At 68.3% G+C, this 25,223-nt stretch carries 2 protein-coding genes; both read left to right on the top strand.

All coding sequences use genetic code 11. The features are described 5' to 3' along the window. A complete protein-coding gene (locus ACIBJI_RS29045; protein ID WP_397086723.1) occupies nt 1-24,435 on the top strand; it encodes a non-ribosomal peptide synthase/polyketide synthase in 24,435 nt (8,144 codons plus the stop codon). Further along, nucleotides 24,429-25,217, top strand: coding sequence for an FkbM family methyltransferase (locus ACIBJI_RS29050; RefSeq protein ID WP_364347526.1), 789 nt, complete (start codon nt 24,429-24,431; stop codon nt 25,215-25,217). The genes ACIBJI_RS29045 and ACIBJI_RS29050 overlap by 7 nt, the downstream gene beginning before the upstream one ends. Nucleotides 25,218-25,223: the final 6 nt, after the last annotated feature.

The raw sequence follows: 25,223 nt of genomic DNA on the forward strand, positions 1-25,223 counted from the left end.
ATGAGTCCGAATTCAGCCACGCCTGCCGCCCACGATCCGGATCTGATTCCGCTTACGAGGGCACAGTACGGAATGTGGCTCGCTAACAATCTACCGGGCGGCCCGAACGTCAATATCGCGCACTACGTCGAGATCCAGGGACCGATCGACTACTCCGCGTTCACCAAGGCGGTCAACGACGCCGGGCACGAGACCGAGTCGCTCGTGGTCCGGGTGGTCGAATTCGGCGGTCATCCCTATCAATTCGTCGATCGCAGCATCGTCTACGACGAACCGTTGCTGGATCTCAGCGCCGAAGACGACCCGTACGCGGCGGCGATGGAATGGATGCGCCGGGACTACAACACGAAGGCCGTCGATCTGGCCCGGGAGCGACTCGTCGCGACGCGGCTGATCCGGCTCGGCGACGACCGGTATCTGTGGTATGCGCGCGCCCATCACCTGGTGATCGATGGTTATGGCGCGTTCAACGTCTTGAACCGGATCGCCGAACACTACAATGCGTTGCTCGAGGGCAGGCCACCCACGCGGCTGGTGGCGGCCCGGCTGGCCGACATCATCAAGGCGGAGCAGGAGTATCGCGCCGCCCCACGATTCGGTAACGACAAGGCGTACTGGCTCGACAAGGTCGCCGATCTGCCGCCGGCGCCGAGTCTGTCCGGTCGCACCGCCAAATGGAGCGAGGACGATCGCTTCACCGGCCAGCGGCTGCCGTCGGGGCTGACTGTCGCGCTCGACCGTTTCGCCGCGGATCTGCAAGCCTCGACCGCACAGGTGCTGGGCGCCGCCTTCGCCGCTTTCCTCGCCCGTATGACCGACACCGACGACGTCGTCTTGTCGCTGCCGGTGACCGGGCGGGTGACGATGCGCCTGCGCAACGCCACCGCGATGTTGGCGAACATGGTGCCGATCCGATTCGCCGTGGACGCGACGACCACCGTGGAAGGGCTGATGCGCGCGGCGGCGTTCGAGCTGGTCCTGGCCATGCGTCATCAGCTCTACCGGTTCGAGGATCTGCGCCGCGATTCCGACGCGTTGGACCCGGCCGCGGCCTCGTTCGGCCCGATCGTCAACATTCTGTTCTTCGATTCCGAGATCCGCCTCGGTGCGGCGGTGGGCCGCTACCGCGCCCTGACGTCCGGGGCACTGGACGATCTGCAGCTGAATCTGTACCGCTCCGGGGTCGACGCGCCGCTGCTCATCGAATTGCACGGCAACGCCAATCTGTACAGCCAGGACGAACTCGACGTGCACACCAGTCGATTCGTCGACTTCCTGGAGCGCTTGATGGCCGCGCCGATAGACACCCGTGTGCTCGACATCCCGCTCGCCGCCCCGGAGGAGGAGCGGCGCATCCTCGGTGAACTCGCCGGCCGCGACGGCGTTGCGACGGCCGCGACGCTCGTCGATCTGCTGACCCGGCAGGCCATGGTCAGCCCGTCCGCGGTCGCCGTCACCGCGGGCACGACTGCCCTCACCTACCTCGAGCTGGACGAGCGTTCGAACCGGTTCGCCCGCACGCTCATCGCCCGCGGCGCGGGGCCGGAATCGCTGGTGGCCATCGCGATGCCGCGCGATGCCGATCTGATCGTCGTGGCGCTGGCGGTGCTGAAGTCGGGCGCCGGATACCTGCCACTGGATCCGGCGCACCCGGTCGATCGACTGGACTACGTGCTGCGCGATGCCGATCCGGTCGCGGTCGTGACAAAACGAAGTCTGCGCGATCGGGTGCCCGCAGAGCCGGGCCGAGTGGTGCTGTTCGACGACGACCGGGAGGTCGAGTCCGCGCATCCGATCACCGACGCCGATCGCGTGCGCCCGCTGCGCCCCGACAACATCGCCTACGTTATCTACACCTCCGGATCGACGGGGCGGCCGAAGGGCGTGCCGATCACCCATCGCGCGGTGGCGACCTACCTGACGAACGCCTGTGCCGACATCGGAATCCGTGCCGACGACGTGTGGACGCTGTTCCATTCGTTCGCGTTCGACTATTCGGTGTGGGAGATTTTCGGCGCGCTGGTCACCGGCGGTCGCGTGGTCGTGGTGGACAGCGCAACCACGCGTTCGCCGGACGAGATGGTGCGACTGGTGGCGCGCGAGCGGGTGAGCGTCTTCAGCCAAACCCCCTCGGCCTTCGATCAATTCGTGACCGCACGAGGGCGCTATGCGGATGCGGATGCGGACGAGCCCGACGGTGAGCTTGCGCTGCGGCTGGTCGTTCTCTCGGGCGAAGCGCTCGACCCGGCCGGTTTGGCGGCCTGGTACCGGCACAATCCGAATCTGCCCGTGCTGGCCAACAGCTACGGCATCACCGAAACCACGGTCTTCGTCACCTATCTAGAGCTGCCACCGGACATCGCCGTGCCGGGTGCGCCGAGCACAATCGGACGGCCGCTGCCGGGCTTGCGCGTCCACATCCTGGACGCGCACTTGCGCCCGGTGCCGCTGGGCGCCTGGGGCCAGATCTACGTCGCGGGCGACCAACTGGCCCGCGGCTATCTCGACCGCCCCGGATTGACTGCGGGACGCTTCGTCGCCGATCCGTTCGGCCCGCCGGGCGAGCGTCTGTATCGCAGCGGCGACGTTGCTCGCCGAAACACCAAGGGCGAGTTGGAATATCGTGGTCGCGCCGACCAGCAGGTGCAGCTGCGCGGGTTTCGGATCGAGCTGGACGAGATCCGCAGCGCGCTGCTGAGCCACAGCGCGGTCGCGGCGGCGGTGGTGATCGTGCACCTGCCGGGGACGGAAGCGGCCCGGCTGGTCGCGTATGTCGTGCCCGCCGACAACGTGGTCTACGAACCCGAGGCACTGCGCGCGCACGTCGGGTCGCTGCTCCCGGAGTACATGATCCCAGCACACATCGTCGCTATGCCGGCATTGCCATTGACCGTCAACGGCAAAATTGATTATCGGGCGCTGCCCGAGCCTGCCATCGATTCGGGCGCGGCGTATGTCGCGCCCAGCACCGTCGTCGAGGAGACCATCGCCGACGTCTTCGCCGAGGTTCTGGGTACCCCGCGGATCGGTGTGCTGGACGACTTCTTCGAACTGGGCGGCAATTCGCTCACCGCGACCAGCGCCGCTGTGCGGATCGCCGAGCTGACCCGCTGCGAGGTGTCGGTGCGCGACCTGTTCGGCGAGCCGACCGTCGCCCGACTCGCCGCCCATATCGACGCCAGGCAGCACTACAGCCGCCCCACCCTGCGGGCACAGCCGCGCGTCGAACCCATCCCGCTGGCGCCGGCACAGAACCGGATCTGGCTGATCAATCAGGTGGATCCGACCTCGGCGGCCTACAACATTCCGCTGGTGCTGCAGCTGACCGGACACCTCGACGCCACGGCGCTGCGTTCGGCGCTGACCGACCTGCTCCAACGACACGAATCCCTGCGCACCGTGTACCCGGCCGTGAATGGTCAAGGGACGCAGGTGGTTCTGCCCGCCGAGCTGGTGGCCGCCGATCTCGATCCGACCCCGCACCCCACCGATCCCGACGAGCTCGAGCACCGAATCCGGGAGTTGGCCTCGACCGGCACCGATGTGCGCCGACGTCCGCCGATCCGGGTCGCGCTGCTCGCATCCGCCGACCCTCGACGACACACCTTGGTCGTCGTCCTGCATCACATCTGCTGCGACGGATCGTCGCTGCCACCACTCGCAGCCGATTTCGCGGCCGCCTACCGAGCACGGTCGCAGGGGCATGCGCCGGACTGGCAACCGCTGAGCGTGCAGTACGCCGACTACGGCATCTGGCATCGCAACGTGCTCGGCGACGAAAACGATCCGGATTCGCTCGCTGCACGCCAATTACAGTATTGGACAACGCAATTGGCGGGAATGGCGCGGCTGCTCGAACTGCCTGCCGACCGCCGGCGCCCGGCTCGCCGGTCCATGCTTGCCGACGTCGTCGACACCGTGATCCCGCCCGCGACGCGCGCCGGGATCGACCGGGTGGCACGCGCGACGAACGTCACCAGCTTCATGGTCGTGCACGCCGCGGTGGCCGTCCTGCTCACCCGGCTGTCGGGCACGGCGGACATCACGATCGGGACGCCGGTCGCAGGCCGCGGCGAGCGCGCGCTGGAACCGCTGATCGGCATGTTCGTCAACACGGTTCCGCTGCGCACCCAGGTGCGCGGCGACGAATCGTTCGCCGAGTTTCTGACCCGGGTCAAAGACATCGATGTGGATGCCTTCGCCCACAGCGATCTGCCCTATGAACGCGTCGTAGAGGTGGTCGATGCGATGCCGTCGGCGGCGCACGACCCGCTGTGCCCGGTGTACCTCGCCTTCGAGAACATGGACCGTCCGAGCCTGGAGCTGTCCGAGCTCACCGTCGAGGTCCTGGAACCGGGACCACAACCGGCGAAGGTCGATCTCATCTTCACCGTCACCGAGAACACCAGCGCAGCAGGCGATCTCGGCCTGCGGATCAACTACGCCACGGACCTGTTCGATCGCACTACGGTCGAGGAGTTCGCCGGGCGGCTGAATCGGATCCTCGCGTCGGTCGTGTCGAATCCGCGGCAGCGTGTCGGTGCGGTCGATGTGCTGGCAGCGAGTGAGCGAGCCGCGCTGGTGCCCGCGTCGGGTGGCGCTGCCGAGCCGCCGCGGGTGCTGGCGGAATTGCTGACGGTCGAGAATCCGGAGGCCGTGGCGATCGTGTCCGCGGAACGCATGGTGTCGTATGGGGAGTTGGATGTCCGGTCGAATCAGCTCGCTCGGTTGTTGATCGAGTGGGAAATAGGTCCCGACGACCAGGTCGCGCTGGTGCTGGGGCGGTCCGTGGAACTAGTGGTCGCGATGTGGGCGACGGTGAAGGCCGGTGCGGCATTCGTCCCGGTGGATCCGCGCAATCCCACCGAGCGGGTCGCGCTCATGGTCGCGCAGGCCGCGGTGGTGCTGACGGCTGCAGCCACCCAAGACCTGCTGCCACCCTCGGTACCGCGGTTGCTGCTGGACGATCCGGGCAGCGAGATGTGCATTGCCTCGCGATCCCCGGCCGCGGTGACGGATACCGATCGGATCCGGCCCTGCCGGGTCACGAACTCGGCGTACGTCGTGTACACGTCGGGGTCGACGGGCGAGCCGAAGGGCGTCACTGTGACGCACGCGGGCTTGGCGAATTTCGCCGCCGAACAACGAGAACGCTATCGGATCGACAGTTCCGCACGGGTGTTGCAGGTGGCGGCTCCGGGGTTCGATGCACTGGTCCTGGAGCTGCTCATGGCACATCCGAACGGTGCCGCGCTGGTGCTGTCGCCGCCGGATGTCTTCGCCGGCGACCGGCTGGCGGAATTGATTCGTACGCAACGGATCTCGCATGCATTCATCACACCCAGCGTGCTCGCGACCATGTCTCCCGACGGTGCGGACGCCCTGCAGGATCTGGTGGCCGGTGGCGAGGTGGTGTCGGCGGAAACGACAGCGATGTGGAGTCGGGGCCGTCGGTTGTTCAATGGATACGGGCCGACCGAGACCACGATCATGGTCGCGATCAGCGACCCGCTGCGCGCCGATGCCCGCGTCACGATCGGTGGCCCGATTCGCGGTGTCGAGGCCCTGGTATTGGACGAGAATCTGCAGCCGGTGCCGGCCGGGGTGACGGGACAGCTGTACATCTGTGGCATTCACCTCGCCCGCGGTTACCTCGATCGGCCGGCGGATACCGCGTCGGCGTTCGTGGCCGATCCGTTCGGTACGCCGGGTGCCCGCATGTACCGCACCGGCGACCTCGCTCGCTGGACGCCCGAGCACACCCTGGAATACGTCGGGCGCACCGACTTCCAGGTGAAGATCCGCGGCCAGCGCATCGAACTCGGCGAAATCGAAGCCATTCTCGCGGGGCATTCCACCGTGGCGGCGGCGGTGGCGGTCAGTGTGGCGACGGAGAGCGGACCGAGACTTGCTGCCTACGTCACGCCGGCGATCGATGCCATCGACGCCGCGGAACTGCGGGCTCACGCCGCGCAACACCTGCCGTCGCATATGGTTCCGGACGCGGTGACGGTGCTCGACGCGCTGCCGCTGACCTCGGTGGGCAAGGCCGACCGCGCGGCATTGCCCGCGCCGGTATTCGCCGCCGAGACCGAATTCGTCGCGCCTCGCGACGCGGCCGAGCAGATCGTCGCGGATGTGTGCGCCGCTGTGCTGGGCGTCGATCGCGTCGGCGTGCTCGACAACTTCTTCGACCTCGGCGGCAACTCGCTGTCGGCGACGCGGCTGGCGGCGCGGCTGAGCGCGGTATTCGCCGTCGATGTCGCACTGCACACCGTCTTCGATGCGCCGACTCTCGCGGCCTTCGCGCAGACTCTGAAGGCAATCGAGGGACCTGGTCGGGAACCGCTGGTTCCGCAGGAGCGGCCGGCTCAGATTCCGCTCTCGCCCGCCCAGACCCGGATGTGGTTCCTCAATCAGTTCGACACGAGCTCGGCGCTGTACAACATCGCGCTGGTCGTGGGCATGTCGGGACCACTCGACGTGGCCGCGCTGCGCGCGACGATCACCGATGTGCTCGACCGCCACGAAGCGCTGCGCACCGTCTATCCGGACAGCGACAGTGGACCACACCAGCTGATCGTGCCGGTGCGGTCGGCCCTGCCCTCGCTGGAGCCGATCGAGGTGACGGCGGACGAGGTCGAGGCGCACATCGCTGCGGCGGCCGCGGCCGGATTCGACGTCACCCGTGCGGTGCCGTTGCGAATCACGTTGCTGCGCAGCGGCTGCGAGCAGCACACCCTGGTGCTCATCGTCCATCACATCGGCTTCGACGGGTCCTCGCTCGCACCGCTGGCCGCGGACCTGGTGACCGCCTACAACGCCCGCGTGCGGCAGCAGGCGCCGCGGTGGCCTTCGTTACCTGTGCAGTACGTCGATTACGCGCTGTGGCAACGGAAATGGCTTGGTGCCGAGAACGCGCCGAGCTCTCCGGCCGCCACCCAGATCGAGTATTGGCGGACGGCGCTGGCCGATCTGCCCGAAGTGCTCGACCTGCCCACCGATCGTCCGCGCCCGGCCCGGCAATCGTTCCGCGGTGCGACGGTGTCGGCGGTGCTGCCCGCCGACCTCGGTCGCGACATCGTCGCGCTGGCCCGCCGTCACGACGTGACGGTCTTCATGGTGCTGCACGCCGCGTATGCCGCACTGCTGGCCCGGCTTTCCGGAACAGGCGACATCGCGGTCGGCACACCGATCGCCGGTCGCGGCGAACCGGGACTCGAGCGCCTGATCGGCATGCTCGTCAACACCCTGGTGCTGCGCACTCGCATCGAACCCGGCGCGTCCTTCCTGCAGATCCTGGAGCAGGTGCGGGCGACCGATCTGGCCGCCTTCGACCACGCCGACATTCCGTTCGAGCGGATTGTCGAGGTGCTCAATCCGCCCCGCACGACGGCACATGCGCCGTTGACACAGGTCGGATTCTCGTTCCACAACATCGAGATTCCCACCGTGGAATTCGAGGGCCTGACGGTGTCGGCGCGGGCCGCCGATCCGAGCGTGGCCAAATACGATCTGCATCTCAACCTCGTCGACACCGCGGCGCGCGACCGTGAACCGGGCGCGATGGCCGTGGAATTCGGTTACGCGACAGACCTTTTCGATGAGGTAACGATCACCTCGATGCTCGAACGATTCGTGCTGCTGCTGCGGGCGATGGTCGCCGATCCCGCGCAGGCGGTCGGCGACGTCGAGCTGCTGACCGCGCAGGAAGCACGCGAGCTGGCCGCGCGCGCGGCCGGGGGCACGACCCCACTGCCGTCGACGACAGTCGTGGACCTGTTCGCCGCCCAGGCCGCGGCGACGCCGGACAGCACCGCCGTGCTCGACGCCGAAGACGGCGCGCGGCTGAGCTACCGCGAATTCGCGGCGCGGGTGAACCGGCTGGCCCGCGCTTTGATCGGACGCGGTGTGGGTCCGGAAACGGTTGTGGCCGTGGCAATGCGGCGCTCGGTCGACCTGCTGACCACACTGTATGCGATCCACGCGGCCGGCGCGGCCTATCTGCCCCTGGACCAGGACCATCCACGCGATCGCGTGCGCGCCATTGTGACCACCGCGCGGCCGAGGGCGGTACTCACCCGTCCCGGCGACGACGCGAATCTGTCCGACCACGTTCCGGCGTGGATGCTCGCGGATCTCGACGCCGAGCACGAGGATCCCTCGCCGGTGACCGATGCCGATCGGCTCGGGCCGCTGCAACCGGGGAATCTGGCCTATGTCATCTATACCTCCGGCTCGACCGGGGTACCGAAGGGGGTGGCGATACCGCATGCCGCAGTGGCCAATCAGCTGCGCTGGATGCGTGAGCACTACGACCTCGACGACGGCGTCATGCTGTTGCGGACGCCGGTCACCTTCGACCTCTCGGTCTGGGAGTTGTTCTGCCCATTGATATCTGGTGCGAAGTTGGTGGTCGCTGGTCCAAACGGGAGCGGCGATCCGCAAGCGGTGGCCCGGCTGATTGCCGAACATCACGTGACGACCGCTGATTTCGTGCCGTCGCTGCTGTCGGTGTTCCGGGAGACGGCCGTCGGCCGCGAATTCCCGGATCTGCGGTCGGTACTGTGCATCGGCGAAACGCTGTCGGGCGAAACCGTCCGACGATTCCGGGATGTCAGCAATGCGCGCATCGACAACCTGTACGGGCCGACCGAGGCCGCGGTCAGCGTCACCGCGTACCACGTTGACGGGGTCGACGGCGCGGCGGTGCCGATCGGGGTTCCCGAGCCGAATGTGATTGTGCACGTGCTCGATTCGCGACTGCACCCGGTTCCGCCGGGGGTAACCGGTGAGCTCTATTTGGGCGGCGTCCAGCTGGCCCGCGGATACCACCACCGCCCGGGTCTGACGGCGGCGACGTTCGTCGCCGACCCGCTCGACGACACGCACGGAACGCGCCTCTACCGCACCGGCGACCTGGTTCACTGGGACAAGCGAGGCGCTCTGCGCTATGTCGGCCGCGCCGACGACCAGGTGAAGATTCGCGGACTGCGGATCGAACTGGGCGATATCGAGTCAGCCCTGCTCGCGCACGACCAGGTGACCGCAGCCGTCGCCCGGGTGCACCCCGGCCGTGACGAGCAACGCCTGGTTGCCTACGTGGTCACCCAGGAAGCCCTGGACGCCAAGCAGATTCGACGTTTTCTGCTGGAGCGACTGCCGGCCTATATGGTGCCGACGGCGATCGTCCGCATCGACGCCGTGCCACTGACGGCCAACGGCAAGATCGACTTCCGGTCCCTGCCCGAGCCGGAGCCGAGCGACCACGAGGCCGACTACCGGGCGCCGCGCGGGCTGGTGGAGCAGGCCGTGGCTGCGGTTTTCGCCGAGTTGCTCGGCCTACCGGCGGTCGGCGCGGACGACGACTTCTTCGACCTGGGCGGGAATTCACTGGTCGCCACGCGCGCGCTGAGCCGTATCGGGGCCGTCGTGGATGCGACCGTCCCGGTGCGAATGATCTTCGAGGCCCCCACTGTCGCCGAGTTGGCCGAACGCATCGCACAGCTGCGCGGGGTGCCCGGCCTGCCGGCTCCGACACCGAAGCCGAGACCGCATCGGCTGCCGTTGTCGACGGCGCAGGCCCGGATGTGGTTCATCAACCAGTTCGACCCGCTGTCGCCCGGTTACGTTGTGCCGCTGGCAATTCGGCTCGACGGTGTGCTCGACGTCGAGGCGCTGGTAGCGGCGGTCGGAGACGTCGTCACTCGGCACGAGAGCTTGCGGTCCATGTATCCGGCGGTCGACGGCACGCCCACGCAAGTGGTGTTGGACGCGGCCGATGTCGTGGCGGGCTGGAACCTCACCCCGCAGCGGATCGAGGAGCGCGGGCTGGCCCGCCGGCTGGCCGCGTTCTCGAACACCGGATTCGATGTATCAAAGGGCGTGCCGGTGCGGGTAGCGCTGTATCAGTTGTCGGATATGGCCTGGGTGGTCGCGGTGGCCGTGCACCACATCAGTTGCGATGGCTATTCGGTGGCACCGCTGGCCGCCGATATCGTGGCCGCGTATCGGGCGCGAACCAGTGGAAGCCCTCCGGATTGGGCGCCGCTCCCCGTCCAATTCGCCGATTACGCCCTGTGGCAGCGCGAAGTGCTCGGCTCGCCCGACGCCCCGGACTCGCCCGTGTCCCGCGATATCGCCTACTGGCGAACCCGACTCGCGGGCCTCCCCGAACTGCTCGAGCTGCCGACAGATCGGCCGCGCCCGGTCGAGCAGACCCACCACGGGGCGGTGCTGAGGGTCGATATTCCGGCCGAATTGCAAGGCCGGGTGGAGGCATTGGCCCAGCGAGCCAGGGCCACCACGTTCATGGTGGTGCACACCGCGCTCGCGGTGCTGCTGTCGCGGCTGTCCGGCAGCGACGACATCGCGATCGGCGTGCCGCACGCCGGTCGCGGCCATCGGGCGCTCGACCACCTCGTCGGGATGTTCGTCAACACCTTGGTACTGCGCACCCGCGTCACGCTCGGACAGACCTTCACCGGCCTGCTGGATACGGTGCGGCACAACGACATCGAGGCCTTCGACCATGCCACCGTGCCGTTCGAGCAGCTGGTGGAGGCGCTGAATCCGGCACGGTCGACGGCACACACGCCGTTGTTCCAGGTGATGCTCGCCTACCAGAACATGGTGCGGGCGCACGTGGAACTTCCTGGTCTCACCATCGAGACCATCGACCCGGGCGATAGTGCCGCGATCTACGACCTGCTGCTCATGATCACCGAGGAGCACGGGCCCGACAATGAGCCGACCGGCATGTCGCTGCGGCTGACCTACGCCACCGACCTGTTCGACGCCGACTCCGCGCAGCGTTTCGCCGATCGGTTCGTGCGCCTGCTCGACGGTGTCACGACCGACGCCGATGCGCCGATCGGCGATATCGATCTGATCGAGGCCGGCGAGCGGCAGCTGGTGCTCAAGCGCTGGAACGACACCGGCGACCCCGTCTCGGTGGGCCGGACCCTGGTGGACGCCTTCGGCGAACAGGTCGAGCGCACCCCGGATGCCCCGGCGATTCGGTTTCTGGACGGCCAGGCGCTGACCTACCGAGAGTTCGCGGCTGGCGTCAACCAGTTGGCCAGGTGGCTCATCTCCCGCGGTGCGGGTCCGGAAACCGTTGTGGCGGTGGCTGTTCGGCGCTCGATCGAACTCGTCACGGCGCTGTATGCGGTGGTCGAGGCGGGTGCTGCCTTCCTGCCGATCGACCCGGACCAACCGAGTGCGCGCATCGCCGGTGTGCTGGGTGCGGCACGTCCGCTGCTGGTGCTCACCACCTCAGCGGACGACGACGGTCTGCCCGCGGGATTCGACTCCGTTCGCATTGATCGAGTTGAGGTGGCCGAGCTGTCCGGCGCCCCGATCACCGACGCGGAACGGCGCTCGCCGCTGCGGCCGGAGAACGTGGCCTATGTACTGTTCACCTCCGGCTCCACCGGCGTTCCCAAAGGCGTGTCCCTGACGCACGCCGCGACCATGAGCCAACTGGCGTGGGCGCAGCAGCAGTGGCCGCACACCGCGTCCGATACGGTGCTGCATAAAACGCCGATCACCTTCGACATCGCCGTGTGGGAGTTGTTCTGGCCGTTGCAGGTCGGCGCGCACATCGTGGTGGCCGAACCCGACGGGCACCGGGACCCTGCCTACCTCGCCAGCCTGATCGCAAGCGGTGACGTCAACACCGTACACTTCGTGCCGTCGATGCTCGACGTCCTGCTCGAAGCCGTCCACGATACCGAATTACCTTCCATCCGAAGGATTTTCGTCGCAGGTGAGGCGCTGGCGCAGCACATCGTCGACGCCGCGATGCGCGTGTTCCCCGAGGCCGAGGTGGTGAACTGGTACGGCCCGGCGGAGGCGGAAGTGGTCACGGCCGCGCGCTGCCTGCCAGGTGCGCGGACCCCGGCGACGGTCCCGATCGGCGCGCCCGTGGCGGGCATGCGGGTCTACGTGCTCGACAAGCGGCTGAAATCGGTGCCGGTCGGTGTCGCCGGCGATTTGTACGTCTCGGGTGTGCAGGTGGCGCGCGGATATCATGCTCGCGCCGAACTCACCTGCGTCGCCTTCGCCGCGCACCCGTTCGGGGCGCCGGGGGAGCGGATGTATCGCACTGGTGACCTGGTGCGGTGGAGGCGCAGCGGTGAGCTGGAATTCCTGGGCCGCAGCGATTTTCAGGTGAAGGTGCGCGGTCAGCGGGTGGAGCCCGGTGATATCGAAGCGGCGGCGTGCGCGCTGCCGGAGGTCGCTCGCGCGGTTGTCGTCGCGACCTCGGAACGCATCGTCGCCTACGTGACGCTGGTGCCCGCGGCGGTGACCGACGGTCGCACGATCCGCGCGCAACTTTCGCACGTGCTGCCCTCGTATCTGGTGCCGGCTCGCGTCGAGGTGCTCGACGCCATGCCGCTCAGCTCGAACGGCAAACTCGACCGCGCGGCCTTGCCGCAGCCGACCTTCGACGACGGCGAGGAATTCGTTCCGGCTCGCACCGAACGCGAAGCGGCACTGGCCGATATCGTCGCCGCGGTCAGCGGTAGCGAGCTGGTGAGCGTGCGCGCGAACCTGTTCGAGATCGGTGTCGACTCCCTGTCGGCCGCCCGGATCGCCGCACGCGCCGAGACGGCGCTCGGTGTCGAAGTCGGCATCCGCGATGTTTTCGAGGAGCCGACGATCGCCGGATTGGCGGCACGACTGGCACAGCGGACGCGGGCGGCGCTGATCCCGCTCGCGCCGCGGCCGCGCCCGGCAACGATCCCGCTGGCGACGGCGCAACGCCGGTTGTGGTTCATCAACCAGTTCGATACCACCTCGGCGGCCTACAACATCAGTTTCGCGGTCCGGTTGACCGGCGCGCTCGACATCGAGGCGCTGCGGGCGGCGTTCGGCGACGTGATGGCGCGGCACGAGCCGTTGCGGACGGTGTATCCCGCGGTCGGCGGCGAGCCGTGTCAGGTTGTGCGGGACGTGACGACCGTGTTCGACGGCTCGGCACTGGATCCGGAGCCGGTCGCCGACGAGACCGTGCTAGGCGAGCGGATTCGGCAGACCGTCGAGACGGGCTTCGATGTCGCACACACGGTGCCCATGCGAGCGCGGCTGTATCGCACCGGCCCCGATGCGCACGTGCTGGTGCTGGTCGTCCACCACATCGCCGCCGACGGCGCGTCGATGGCGCCGTTGGCGCGCGACGTGTTCGCCGCGTACCGCGCACGGGTGAAAGACACAGCGCCACAATGGAAACCGTTGCAGGTTCAGTACGCCGACTACGCGATGTGGCAGCGGGAGGTCCTCGGCGCCGAGGACGACCCGTCGTCGATTATCGCGCGGCAGATCCCCTATTGGACCGACGCTCTCGCCGACGCCCCGGATCTGCTGGATCTGCCGACCGATCATCCTCGGCCCGCGACCATGTCGATGGTCGGCGGCAGTGTCCGCTTCTGCATCCCACGGCGGCTGCACGACGAGGTCGTGCGGCTGGCCCGTCGCGAGGGCGTCACCGTCTTCGTGGTGCTGCACGCCGCGCTGGCGATTGTGCTGGCGCGCACAGCGCACACCGACGATGTGTCGGTCGGTACGCCGGTCGCGGGGCGGGGCATTCCGGTGCTGGAGGATCTCGTCGGTATGTTCGTCAACACCGTGGTGCTGCGTACGCCGGTCCGCGACGATCGCTCGTTTCGGCAACTCGTGGCCGAGGTGCGCGGAATCGACCTCGAGGCGCTCGCGCATGCGGATCTGCCCTACGAGCGGTTGGTCGACGTCCTCGACCGGCCCCGGTCGACGGCGTATACGCCGCTGTATCAGGTGCTGTTCGGGTTGCAGAAGACTGCCGCGGCCCGGTTCCAGCTGCCTGACATCGATGTCGAACTGCTCGATCCCGGTGTCGCCCAGGCCAAGACCGACCTCATGGTGTTGCTGACCGAATGCCTCGACGGTGCTCGACCGGCCGGGATCGAGGGTGAAATCATCTATGCGACAGATCTTTTCGTAGAATCCTCCGCGACCGCGCTGGCCGAGCGGTTCCTCCGCGTCCTCGACGCGGTCGTCGCCGATCCGACCCAGCCGGTAGGTGACGTCTCGCTGATCGGTGTCGGGGAGGCCGAACGACTGCTCCCGGCGCGCGGCGGCGACGCCCCCACGCCGCGTCTGTTGCCCGATCTGCTGACCTCGGCCGTGGCAACAACTCCCGAGGCGATCGCCCTGATCGACGGCGCGCATGCCCTCAGCTACGTCGAGCTCGACGCCCGCGCCAACCGGCTTGCGGCGCAGCTGCTTTCCTGGGGTGCGGGGCCCGGGATGCGCGCCGCCCTGGTCGTGCCGCGCTCGGCCGACTATCACGTCGCCATGTGGGCGATCATGAAGACCGGGGCGACGTTCGTGCCGGTGGACCTGCGTTATCCGCCGGAGCGGATCGCCTATCTTTTGCACGATTCCGGTGCCGAGGTCGGCGTCACGGTCGCGGCCGCGCGGCCGTCCCTGCCGGACGGTGTTCGCTGGCTCGTGCTCGACGATCCGCACGCGGCCGTCGAGATCGCCGCGCGTCCCAGCCACGCCGTGTCGGACGCGAATCGCCCGCGCACCCTTCGGATTCAGGATGCGGCATATGTGATCTACACGTCGGGTTCGACCGGCACGCCGAAGGGCGTGGTGGTCACCCATGAGGGGCTTGCGGCCTTCGCGGCCGAGCAGCGTGAGCGTTACCGGGTCGAGGCCACCTCGCGCGTGCTGCAAGCCGCGGCACCCGCGTTCGACGCGGTGCTGCTCGAAGCCTTGATGGCGCATGCGGCCGGCGCGGCCTTGGTGGTGTCGCCGCCGGAGGCGCTCGCCGGCGCGGACCTGGCCGACCTGATCCGGACCCACCAGGTGACACATGCGTTCCTGACACCGAGTGTGCTGGCGACGATGCCGCCCGGCGAGGTGGATTCGCTGCGGATGCTGGCGGTCGGCGGCGAAAAGGTGCCGCAGGATCTGATCGCCTCCTGGGCGGCCGGGCGGCGGCTGCACCACATCTACGGCCCAACCGAGACGACGATCGTGATCACAATCAGTGACCCGGTGCGGCCGGGGGAGGTGCTCACCATCGGCGGACCGATCCGCGGCGCCGAGGCGGTGGTGCTGGATGCGCGGCTGCGGCCGGTGCCGATCGCAGTGCCAGGGGAGCTGCACTTCTCCGGCGCCGCCCTGGCCCGCGGTTATCTGAATCGTCCTGGGACAACGGCATGTTCGTTCGTGGCGAACCCGTACGGTGCGCCTGGTTCGCGGATGTATCGCACCGGCGATATCGTCCGCTGGACCGCGCAGGACACGTTGCAGTACATCGGCCGCCTCGATTTCCAGATCAAGATTCGCGGCCAGCGCGTCGAGCTGGGCGAGATCGACGCCGCGCTAGTGACCCATCCGGCGGTCGCGACCGCGGTCACCGTGAGCCGCCGAGGCCCAGGCGGGCACCAGGTGCTCGCCGCGTACATCACGGCCGAACCCGCAACGGTCGTCGAACCGAGCGCGGTGCTCGATCACGTGGCTGCCGCCCTGCCCGCGCATATGGTGCCGGCGACGATCACGGTACTCGACCACGTGCCGCTCACCTCGTCCGGCAAGGTGGATCGAGAAGCGTTGCCGGAGCATGTTTTCGAGACCACCGATGACGCGGCCGACGCGGCATCGACCGACCTGGAACGCACCGTCGCCGCCGCGTTCGCCGACGTCCTCGGCGTCACCACGGTGGGCGCGACGACCTCCTTCTTCGCGCTCGGCGGCGACTCCATCATGTCGATTCAGCTGGCCGCGCGCCTGAGGTCAGCGGGGGTCGCCGTGACGGCTCGAGACATCTTCGAGCACAAGACGATTCGTGGGCTGGCGCAGGTCGCGCAGGCGGCCGAACGGGCAACGCTCGCCGAGCTGCCCGGCGGTGGTGTGGGCGAGATTCCGGGCACGCCGATCGTGTCCTGGTTCGTCGAGCGGCTCGGGGCGCCGGCTCGGTTCGCGCAGTCGATGCTGGTGCGTCTGCCGCGTGACGCGCGCGTCGACGATGTGGTCTCGACCGTGCGGGCGATCGTCGAACACCACGACGTGCTGCGCTCGCGGCTCGACAGCCAAAGCTGGGAGGTGTTGCCGCCGAGCGCAGCCGACGCCACCGGTTCGGTCTCCGTGCGGACCTTCGGCGCCGATGAGACTCCGGGCAGCGCCGGTTTCACGGCCGTGGTGCAAGCGGCGTCCACCGCGGCGTACGACCGGCTCGACCCGGCGGCGGACAGGCTGGTGCATGTCGTGTGCCTGCTGCCCGAGTCCGGTGTGGACGCCGAGGGCCGGGCACTGATCGTGATCCATCATTTGGCCGTCGATGCGGTGTCGTGGCGAATCCTGGTGCCGGACTTCGTGACTGCCTGGCAGCAGATCACCCGGGGCCGGGCGGTCGAGCTGGCCGCACCGGGCACCTCCATGCGTCGGTGGGCGCACGCGTTGATCGCCGCGGCGGCCGAGCGCGCCGGCGAGGTCGAGCTGTGGCAGCGGATCGGTTCGGCACCGGATCCGTTGCTCGGGCGTATGGAGCTGGATCCCGCGCGGGACACCCAGGCGACTGTGCGTGAGTTGACCGTGTCGCTCCCTGCCGAGGTGACCTCGGCGTTGCTCGACGCGGTGCCCCACGCTGTGCGCGGCAGCGCCGACGATGTGCTGCTGGCCGCACTCACCGTGGCGGTGACTCGCTGGCGCAGGCGTCGCGGCGACGCGCACGCGGGCATGAAGGTCGTGTTGGAAGGGCACGGTCGCGAGGAGCAGATCGCCGCGGGCGCCGACCTCTCCCGAACCGTCGGCTGGTTCACCACCCGCTATCCGGCAGCGCTCGATCTGAGCGGCATCGATCCAGCGGATCTGCGCGCGGTGGTGAAATCGGTCAAGGACCAGCTGCGCGCCATCCCGGACAAGGGCATCGGCTACGGCCTGCTGCGCTATCTGAACCCCGACACGGCCGACCGGCTCGCCGCGCTGCCCGAGCCGCAGATCAGTGTCAACTATCTCGGCCGGGTGGGCGTCGATCTCGCGGCACTGTCGGATCTGCCGTGGGTACCCACCGACGAACCCTTCGACCGCCGGGCCGCCTTCGATCCGGATATGCCGGCGGCGGCGGTGCTCACGATCGATGTGAACATCGTCGATGCCGCGGCCGGACCGCGGCTCTCGGCCTACCTCGGCTACGCCTCGCGGCTGCTCGACCACGACGACGTGGCCGAACTCGCCGACGAATGGGTCGATGCCCTGACCGCGGTCGCGGCCCTCGCGACCGAGGACTGGGGGCTGTCGCGAGCCGACGTTCCGCTCGTCGACCTCACCCAGCGAGATCTGGACGAGTTCGCCGACCGGTACGGACCGCTGAGCGAGGTGTGGCCATTGGCGCCGCTGCAGGCGGGGCTGCTGTTCCACGCCGAGATCGCCGCGGGCGGGCTCGATGTCTACCTCGCGCAATCGGCGCTCACCCTGAGCGGCGCGGTTGATGAGAACCGGCTCGAGCGAGCCGCCCATGCGCTGCTCGCCCGCCACCCCAACTTGCGGGCCGCCTTCACGCGAACCGTGGAAGGCGTTGCAGTGCAGGTGATTCCAACCGATACGGCCGTGTCGTGGCGCAGCATCACGCTGTCCGGCGACACACCGGACCTGAACGAGGTTATCGACGCGGAGCGAGCGACCGGATTCGATCCGGCCGATCCGCCACTGCTGCGGTTGCTGTTGATCGCGGTGCGACCGCACGAGTTCCGGCTGCTGGTGACCGCGCATCACCTGCTGCTCGACGGCTGGTCGTTGCCGCTGCTGTGGCGTGAGCTCATCGGGTTGTACGCCGCGGACGCACAGCCGCAGTTGCTGCCGGCTGCCGCGTCCTACCGCGACTACCTGGAATGGCTTGACCGCCAGGACCGCACCGCAAGCATCGAGGTGTGGCGAGACGCGCTGCGCGATGTCACCGAGCCGACACTGATCGCCGGTGCACACACCGAGTCGGCAGCGACCATCCCGACCGATCTGACGATCGATCTCGATCGCGATACGACAGCGGAGTTGGTGGACTTCGCCCGCATACAGTCGGTCACGATGGCGACAATGGTCCAGTTCGCCTGGGCGGTGGTCCTGAGCAACCTGCTCGGCACCGACACCGTGGTGTTCGGCAGCACGGTGTCCGGCCGTCCCTCCGACGTGCCCGGAGTCGAGTCGATGATCGGTCTGTTCATCAACACGATTCCGGTCGCCGCCGACGTGCGCCGGGACCGGACCATCGCCGACACACTGACGCGACTGCAGGCCGACAACACCCGTCTGCTCGACCATCACTACCTCGAACTGCCGCAGATACTGGCGGCCGTGGGCGCCGTCGCGCTGTTCGACACCCTCGTCGTGTTCGAGTCCTATCCGGTCGACAGCAGCGGGCTGGGTGAAACCGACATCGACGGGATGCGGGTGATCGCGGCGGACGGCCGCGACGCCGCGCACTACCCGATCACCGTGCAGGCCCACCAGACCGATACGCTGCACGTCCGCCTGCGCTATCAGCCGGACCAGATCGCCGCCGAGATGGCATCCGGTCTCGCTGCCCGGCTCGACATCGTGCTGCGCGCGATCACGACCGATCCGTACGCGCGGCTCGATTCGGTGGATCTGCTGTCTGCGGTCGAGCGGCGGGAGTTGGTGCCGGCAACTGGTGGTACTCCGGTGGGGCCGCGGCTCGTGGCCGAGTTGCTGGCCGCCGGTGTCGACGTGAATCCCGGTGCGGCAGCGCTGCTTTCGGGTCGGTGCACGATGTCCTATGGCGAGTTGGACGCCCGGTCGAACCAGCTGGCGCGGCGGTTGATCGAGTGGGGTGTCGGCCCCGGTGATCAGGTCGCGCTGGCGCTGGGGCGGTCGTTGGAGTTCGTGACAAGTCTGTGGGCGGTAACCAAAACGGGTGCGGCGTTCGTGCCGGTCGATCCGCGCAACCCGGCCGAGCGCGTGGCATATATGGTCGCGGACGCCGGTGTGCGGGTCGCGCTCACCGTCGCGGCGTCCCGGGATCTGCTTCCCGACGAGGTGCGGCCGCTTGTCCTCGACGATCCGGACACCGAGGCCGGCATCGAGGCGAAGTCCGCAGCGGCCGTCACCGACGCCGAGCGCCTGCGGACGCCACGAATCCAGGACGCGGCGTATGTGATCTACACCTCGGGCTCCACCGGAGTTCCGAAGGGCGTCGAGGTCACCCACGCGGGGCTGGCGAATTTCGCCGCCGTCGTCCGCGACGGCTTCGGTGTGGACGCCGGATCGCGTGTGCTGCACGCCGCAGGTATCGGCTTCGATGTGATGTTCCTGGAAGTTCTGCTGGCGCACACCAGCGGCGCGTTGCTGGTGGTGGCGGAACCGGACGTGTTCGCCGGTGACGCGTTGGCGGAACTTATTCGTACGCAACAGGTTTCGCATGCTTTCCTCACCCCGAGTGTGCTGGCCACCATGGTGCCGGCCGGGATGGATTCGTTGCGCGTGCTGATGGCCGGTGGCGAGGCGGTGACACCGGAGTTGATCTCGGTGTGGGCGCCGGGCAGGCGGTTGTCGAACGGATACGGACCGACCGAAACCACGATTCTGGCCGCGATCAGTGATGCTTTGCTTCCCGGTGATGTGGTGACGATCGGCGGACCGAGCCGTGGCGTCGAGGCCGTCGTCCTCGATCCGTGGCTGCGGCCGGTGCCGGTCGGGGTGGTCGGGGAGTTGTACCTCGCGGGCATCCAGCTGGCCCGCGGGTACGTGCGGCGGCCTGCGGTCACAGCGGGTGCATTCGTGGCGAATCCCGTCGGGGCGGCGGGCTCACGCATGTACCGCACCGGCGATCTGGCCCGCTGGAACACCGACCACACCGTGGAGTATCTCGGCCGCCGCGACTTCCAGGTCAAGATCCGCGGTCAACGCATCGAACTCGGCGAGATCGAAGCCGTGCTGTCCGAACATCCCGGTGTCGACCACGCTGTGGTCGTGCTGCACACCGATGAGTACGGCACCGACCGGCTCGTCGGCTACCTGGTCGGCGACGGCCGCATCGATCCGAGCGCCGTCAAGGGCGCGGCTCGGCGGTACCTGCCCGCGCACATGGTGCCCGACGTGCTCATGCCGCTCGCCGAACTCCCGCTCACCGCGACCGGCAAACTCGATCGGGCGGCACTACCCGCGCCGCAGTTCCCGGACGAACGGGAACGGATCGCCCCGCGCACCGAGACCGAACATCGCATCGCGGATGTCTTCGGCGACGTCCTGGGTATCGGCGCGGTGGGCGCGACGGACAGTTTCTTCGACCTCGGTGGCAATTCGCTGTCGGCGACGCGGGCGGTCGCGCGATTGCGCACGGCACTCGGGGTGAGCCTGGGTATCCAAGACCTGTTCGACGCACCGACCGTCGCCGACCTGGCTGCGCATCTCGCCACGGCCGACCGCCACGTCGCGGTGCCGCTGATATCGCGCACCCGCCCGGCGCTGGTGCCGCTGTCCCCGGCTCAGCAGCGGATGTGGTTCCTCAACCAGTTCGACACCTCGGTCGGCGGCTACAACATTCCGTTGGTGATCCGGCTGCACGGCGAACTCGACCTCGATGCGCTGCGGCAGGCGTGCGCGCTGGTCATCAACCGGCACGAGTCGCTGCGCACCACATTCCCGATGATCAACGGAACGCCCTGCCAGGTCATGGTCGACGTCGACCGGGTGGCACCGGCGTTGACCCCGATCCAGGTCGACGAACAGCAGGTGCTCGAGCGGGCGGCGGCGGTGGTCTCCGCGGGCTTCGATGTCACCCAGGCACCGCCGGTGCGAGCCGAATTGTTCGCCCTCGACGACCGCGATCACGTGCTGGTGATCTGTGTACACCATATCTGCGCCGACGGGCAGTCCATGATGCCGCTCGCACGGGATGTGGCGGTGGCGTACGAGGCGAGTCGGCAAGGGACGCAACCGAACTGGCCGCCGCTGCGGATCCAGTACGCCGACTATGCGTTGTGGCAGCGCGAGGTGCTCGGTGACGAGCACGATCCGGATTCGCTGGTCTCCCGGCAGCTGCGATTCTGGACCGACACCCTCACCGGGCTGCCCGAACTGCTCGAGCTGCCGACCGATCTGCCGCGGCCGTCGGTGGCGTCCACACGCGGCCGCACGGTCGATTTCGAGCTGTCCGCCGAACTGCATGCCCGCATCGACACACTCGCCCGCACGGCCAACGCCACGGTGTTCATGGTCCTGCATACCGCGTTGACCGTACTGCTGGCACGGCTGGCCGGTGTGGACGACGTGGCGGTCGGTACTCCGATAGCCGGTCGTGGCGATCGCGAACTCGACGATCTGATCGGCATGTTCGTCAACACGCTGGTGTTGCGGTCGCGGGTGTCGTCCCGGCAGCCGTTCGACCAGTTGCTCGCCGCCACTCGCGAAACGGATCTGGCCGCGTTCGCGCACGCCGAGGTGCCGTTCGAGCAGGTCGTGGAGGCGTTGAATCCGCGCCGCTCGACCGCGCACATGCCGCTATATCAGGTGACCCTCGATGTCCAGGATCTCAGCGCGGCCGCGTTGGAGCTGGCGGGGCTCACCGTCGAGCCGATCGAAACAGGCTTCGACCAGGCCCGCGCGGATCTGAACGTGAAACTCGTCGAACAGTTCGGCGCCGGGGGCGCACCGAGCGGCATGGTCGGCCGCTTGACCTTCGCCGCCGATCTGTTCGTGGAGCAGACGATGTCTCGCTTCGCGTGCGCGTTCACCCGAATTTTGGAGCAGGGGACCGCGAATCCGGCTGTCGCCGTGGGCGATATCGACATCGTGGACCCCGACCAGCGGCGCGAAGTCCTCGCGGCCGCCGGAGTCGACGGCGGCGCGGTCGCGGAAGTGACTCTGGCTGGGCTGTTCACCACCCGGGTCTCGGCCCAGCCCGATGCGATCGCGGTCACCGACGGTGTCTCGCAGGTGAGCTATGCGGAGTTGGATCGGCGCGCCACCCGGCTCGCGGTTCGGCTCGCCGAGCACGGTGCGGGCCCGGAAACCCTGGTGGCAGTGGCGTTGCCGCGTTCGATCGAACTGGTCGTGGGCCTACTCGCGGTGGTGCGCGCGGGCGCGGGATATCTGCCGCTGGATACGGCCAACCCCCCGCAGCGTTTGCGGTTCATCCTCGACGACGCGCGTCCGGCCACGGTGTTGACCTCGGCCGAGTTCGCAACGGACGTACCGGAATACGCGGCACCGACGGTTCTGATCGAAGAGGCCATGGACGTGGTCTCGGACCGCCCGTTGCCAGCGGGCGCGCGGCCGGACAACCTCGCCTACGTGATCTACACCTCCGGGTCGACCGGCACGCCGAAGGGAGTGGCCGTCAGCCACCGCGAAGCCGTCACCTTGCTCACCCACGCCGCCGAGCGGTTCGACCTGCGCCCCGACGACGTGTGGACGCTGTTCCATTCCTACGCTTTCGATTTCGCGGTGTGGGAGATGTGGGGCGCGCTGCTGAGTGGCGGCCGGGTGGTCGTCGTCGACTACCCCACCTCCCGGTCGCCGGAGGCGTTGGTGGAACTGGTGGCGCGTGAGCGGGTCACGGTGTTGAGCCAAACCCCGTCGGCGTTCTACGGATTCGTCGACGCCGAGCGACAGTACCGCGAATCGGGGTGCGGCTGCGGCGATCTCGTGCTGCGGTACGTCGTCTTCGGCGGTGAGGCATTGGATGCGACGCGGTTGACCGGCTGGTTCGCCGCGCACCGGCCCGGAGCGCCGCGATTGATCAACATGTACGGCATCACCGAGACGACTGTGCATGTGACTTTCGCCGAGGTCGACGGCGCGGGTGCGTCCGGGATCGGGGCTGCGCTGCCGGGGCTACGGGTATATGTGCTCGACGACCGGTTGCAGCCCGTGCCGATCGGTGTCGGTGGCGAAATCTATGTCGCCGGAAGGCAACTCGCGCGCGGCTATCTGCGCGCGCCCGCGTTGACCGCGAGCCGTTTCGTGGCGAACCCGTTCGACCCGCGCGGCGGCCGGTTGTATCGCACCGGCGATGTCGGGCGCTGGCTCGAGACCACCGAGGGGCTCGAATTGACCTACGTCGGCCGGGCCGACGCGCAGGTGCAGTTGCGTGGATACCGGATCGAACTGGGCGAGGTGGAGTCGGCGCTGCTGCGGCATCCGGCGGTGTCGCGGGCCGCCGTGGCGGTGCACCGCCACGAGCGGGAGGTAGATCAGCTGATCGGCTACGTCGTGGGCGGCGACGGGCAGCGGATCGATCCCGGCGAGGTCCGCGCGAGTGCCGCCGAAGTGCTGACCAGCTACATGGTGCCGTCGGTGATCATGGTCCTGCCCGATCTGCCGCTGACGGTCAACGGCAAGCTCGATCGGAAAGAGTTGCCCGCGCCCGATTTCGAACGAGCGGTCCAGCGGTTCGTCGCGCCGCGCACGCACACCGAGAAGGTGCTCACCGACGTGTACGCGCAGGTTCTGGGAGCCCCGCGGGTCGGGGTGACCGATGGGTTCTTCGATTTGGGCGGCAATTCGCTGCTGGCCACCATGGCAGTGACCGAGTTGAGTGCTCGCGGTGTGACGATCGAGTTGCCCTGGATGTTCGAGGATGCGACGCCCAAAGCCTTGGCGCGCCGGTCCGAGGACGCGGAAGGCAACTCCGGGCTGAAGGTGCTGCTTGCGCTGCGCGGGAGCGGATCCGGACCGGCGGTATTCGCCGTGCACCCAGCGGGCGGTCTGGCTTGGTTCTATGGCGGCCTCGTCGGACATCTGCATCCGGATCGCCCGGTCTTCGGGTTGCAGGATCCGCACGTCGTCTCCGGTGAACCGGATGCGCGGTCGGTCGATGAACTGGCCGACCGCTATGTGGCCGAGATTCGCCGCGTGCAACCGACGGGTCCGTATCACCTGCTCGGCTGGTCGTTGGGCGGGCAGATCGCGCACGCCATGGCGGTCCGGCTGCAGCGCGACGGTGACCGGGTCGGGATGCTGGCCTTGCTCGACTGCGCCGCCGAGGCACCGCCGCAATCGGCGCGCGCTGACCAGCCCGCGCCGGGACAGCTGATGGCCGATTTGCTCGGCGGCTGGCGAGAGCTGTTCGGCCTCGGCGACGAGCTGCAGGTGAGCAGCCATGAACAAGCCTGGAACATCATCCGCGACCAGGTGGTCGCGACCGGCCTGTTCACCGCCGAACAGACCGATCGGGTGATGGAGAGCTTCCAGACCGCGAGCGATATCTCCGCCGCGCACCGGCCGCACGTCTTCGACGGCGACCTGATGTTCTTCACCGCCGGGAAAGACCACGCCGACCCCGAAGAGCTCGCCCAGACGTGGCGGTCCTACGTCAGCGGCGAGGTACACAACGTCGTCCTGGACGCCCGCCACCTCGAGTTGAGCCATCCGCATGTGCTGGCCATCGTCGGCCCTGTCTTGGAAAGGTTCATGGAACAATGCTGACCACTTTGCAGCAACTGCGTCTGGACGACGGCAGAACGGTGACCTGCACCAGCCCGGCCGAGGCCCACATGTTGTGGGGCGAGACGACCTCGACAGGCGGGTTCTACCGGCGGGCCGCCGAATGTCTTCGACCCGGCGACATCGCCCTCGATATCGGCGCGAACATCGGCCTGACCGCGATGATGTTCGCCGACACCTGCCCCGGGATCCAGGTCATCGCCGTCGAGCCCGCGCCGATGACCTTTCGTTGCTTGGACCGCAACATCGCAGAGCATGTCCCGGGCGGCATCCCCCTGCAGATCGCGCTCGGCGCGACGTCGGGCACCCGGCCGTTCACCTGGTACCCGCATGCCACGGCGAACTCCGGTTTCTTCGCCGACCGTGAGGCGGACGACCAAGCCACCCGTATCTATCTGCGCAACAGTGGCCTGGACGATAAGGCCATCGCACTCATCACCACCGGACTGCACGACGGCGTGCCTTTGCAGGTCGAGGTCACCACTGTCTCGGCGATACTCGACGAACACTGCCGCGGCAGGGAGATCGGCCTGCTCAAAGTCGATGTGGAGCGGGCAGAATTGGAAGTCTTGCGCGGCATCACCGATGCGGACTGGCGATGTATTCACGCCGTCGTCGCCGAGGTCCACGACCTCGAGGGCCGCCTGCAGGAAGTCCGCGAGCTGTTCGATCGGCACGGTATGTCGGCGCAGATACAGCAGGATCCACGTTTGATCGGAACCGAAATACACGAGGTGTTCGCGACCAGGCCCCGCGCCGACTGATGCCGG

The sequence above is a fragment of the Nocardia sp. NPDC050408 genome (assembly GCF_044458905.1).
GTDB lineage: Bacteria > Actinomycetota > Actinomycetes > Mycobacteriales > Mycobacteriaceae > Nocardia.